1 protein-coding gene and 1 pseudogene are annotated in these 1,847 nt (G+C 71.5%); both read right to left on the reverse strand.

What is annotated here, in order from left to right:
* A pseudogene (locus ACOJSN_RS22820) lies at positions 1-330 on the reverse strand (Asp-tRNA(Asn)/Glu-tRNA(Gln) amidotransferase GatCAB subunit B); the annotation flags it as partial.
* Positions 327-1,829 (reverse strand): Asp-tRNA(Asn)/Glu-tRNA(Gln) amidotransferase subunit GatA, encoded by a 1,503-nt coding sequence (gatA, locus tag ACOJSN_RS22825; protein ID WP_420114780.1) that lies wholly within the window; start codon positions 1,827-1,829, stop codon positions 327-329. The gene gatA and the pseudogene ACOJSN_RS22820, both read right to left, overlap by 4 nt.
* Positions 1,830-1,847: the final 18 nt, after the last annotated feature.

The following is a 1,847-nucleotide window of genomic DNA, read 5'->3' on the forward strand; positions in this document are numbered from 1 at the left end:
CTCGTCGTACTGGGAGGTCTGGAAGTTCTTCGGGATGTCCGGGTAGAAGTAGTTCTTCCGCGCGAATCGGCAGGTCTCGGCGATCTCGCAGTTCAGCGCCAGCCCGATCTTGATCGCGTGCTCCACGGCGGTGCCGTTGACCACGGGCAGCGCTCCGGGCAGACCGAGCGAGACCGGCGTGACCAGCTGGTTCGCGTGCTCGGGCTCCGTCCCACCCGCCGGCGAGGGGGCGTCGTCGAACATCTTGGTCCTGGTGCCGAGCTCGACGTGCACCTCGATGCCGAGCACCGGGTCGTACCGCTCGATCGCGTCCTCGTACGTGACGGTCACTTCGATGCCTCCAGCTTCGGCGCCTTGCTCAGCAGCGGCGCACCCCAGTCGTTGAGCAGCAGCGTCTCCAGCGCGGCACCCACGCTGTAGAGACGGGCGTCCTCGCGTGCGGGGGCGAGGATCTGGAACCCGACCGGCAGACCGTCGTCGGACAGACCGCTCGGCAGCGACAAGCCGGGCACACCCGCGAGGTTCGCCGGGATGGTCGCGACGTCGTTGAGGTACATCGCCAGCGGGTCGTCCAGCTTGGCGCCGAACGGGAACGCGGTGGTGGGCGCGGTCGGCGAGACCAGCACGTCGGCCTGCTCGAACGCCGCGGCGAAGTCTCGCTGGATCAGCGTGCGGACCTTCTGGGCGCTGCCGTAGTACGCGTCGTAGTAGCCGGCCGAGAGCGCGTAGGTGCCGAGGATGATCCGGCGCTTGACCTCGTCGCCGAACCCCTCGCCGCGCGTGGCGGCCATGACGCGCTCGGCCGTGACCGGGCCGTCGGTGGGCTCCACGCGCAGGCCGTACCGCATGCCGTCGAACTTCGCGAGGTTGCTCGACGCCTCCGACGGCAGGATCAGGTAGTACGCCGCGAGCGCCGCGGAGAAGCTCGGGCAGGACACCTGCACGATGTCGGCGCCCGCCGCGGTGAGTTTGTCGAGCGCGGCGTGGAACGAGGCGCGCACGCCGGGCTCGTAGCCCTCGCCACCGAGTTCGCTCACCACGCCGATGCGCACGCCGCTCAGGTCGCCGTCGGCGCCGTTCCGGGCTGCCTCCGTGTACGACGGCGCAGGGTCGGGCAGCGAGGTCGAGTCACGGGGGTCGTGTCCTCCGATGACATCGTGCAGCAGCGCCGCGTCGAGAACGGTGCGCGTGCAGGGTCCCGCCTGGTCGAGACTGGAAGCGAGCGCGATCAGCCCGTACCGGGAGACGCTGCCGTAGGTGGGCTTGACGCCGACCGTGCCGGTGACCGCGGCCGGCTGGCGGATCGAGCCTCCGGTGTCGGTCCCGATCGCGAGCGGCGCCTCGAACGCCGCGACCGCGGCCGCCGAGCCGCCGCCGGACCCGCCGGGGATGCGGCCGAGGTCCCACGGGTTGCGGGTGGGTCCGTACGCCGAGTGCTCGGTGCTGGACCCCATGGCGAACTCGTCCATGTTGGTCTTGCCGAGGATCGGCAGGCCGGCCTCGCGCAGGCGCGTGACGAGCGTGGCGTCGTACGGCGGCACCCAACCCTCGAGCATCTTCGAGCCGGCGGTCGTGACCTGGCCCTGGGTGACGACGACATCCTTGACGGCGATCGGCACGCCTGCGAGCGGGTGGAGCGACTCACCCGCGGACCGGGCCGCGTCCACAGCGGCGGCGCTGGCGAGCGCCTCCTCGCCGTTGACGTGGAGGAAGGCGTGCACATCGTCGTCCACGGCGGCGATCCGGTCCAGGTGCGCCTGGGTAGCTTCGGCGCTGCTGACCTCGCCCGCGGCGAGCGCGGCGGCGAGGTCGGCGGCGGAGAGCGTGATGAGCTCGTTCCGATCGCC

The sequence above is a fragment of the Pseudactinotalea sp. genome, assembly GCF_048594945.1.
In the GTDB taxonomy this organism is placed as follows: domain Bacteria; phylum Actinomycetota; class Actinomycetes; order Actinomycetales; family Beutenbergiaceae; genus Pseudactinotalea.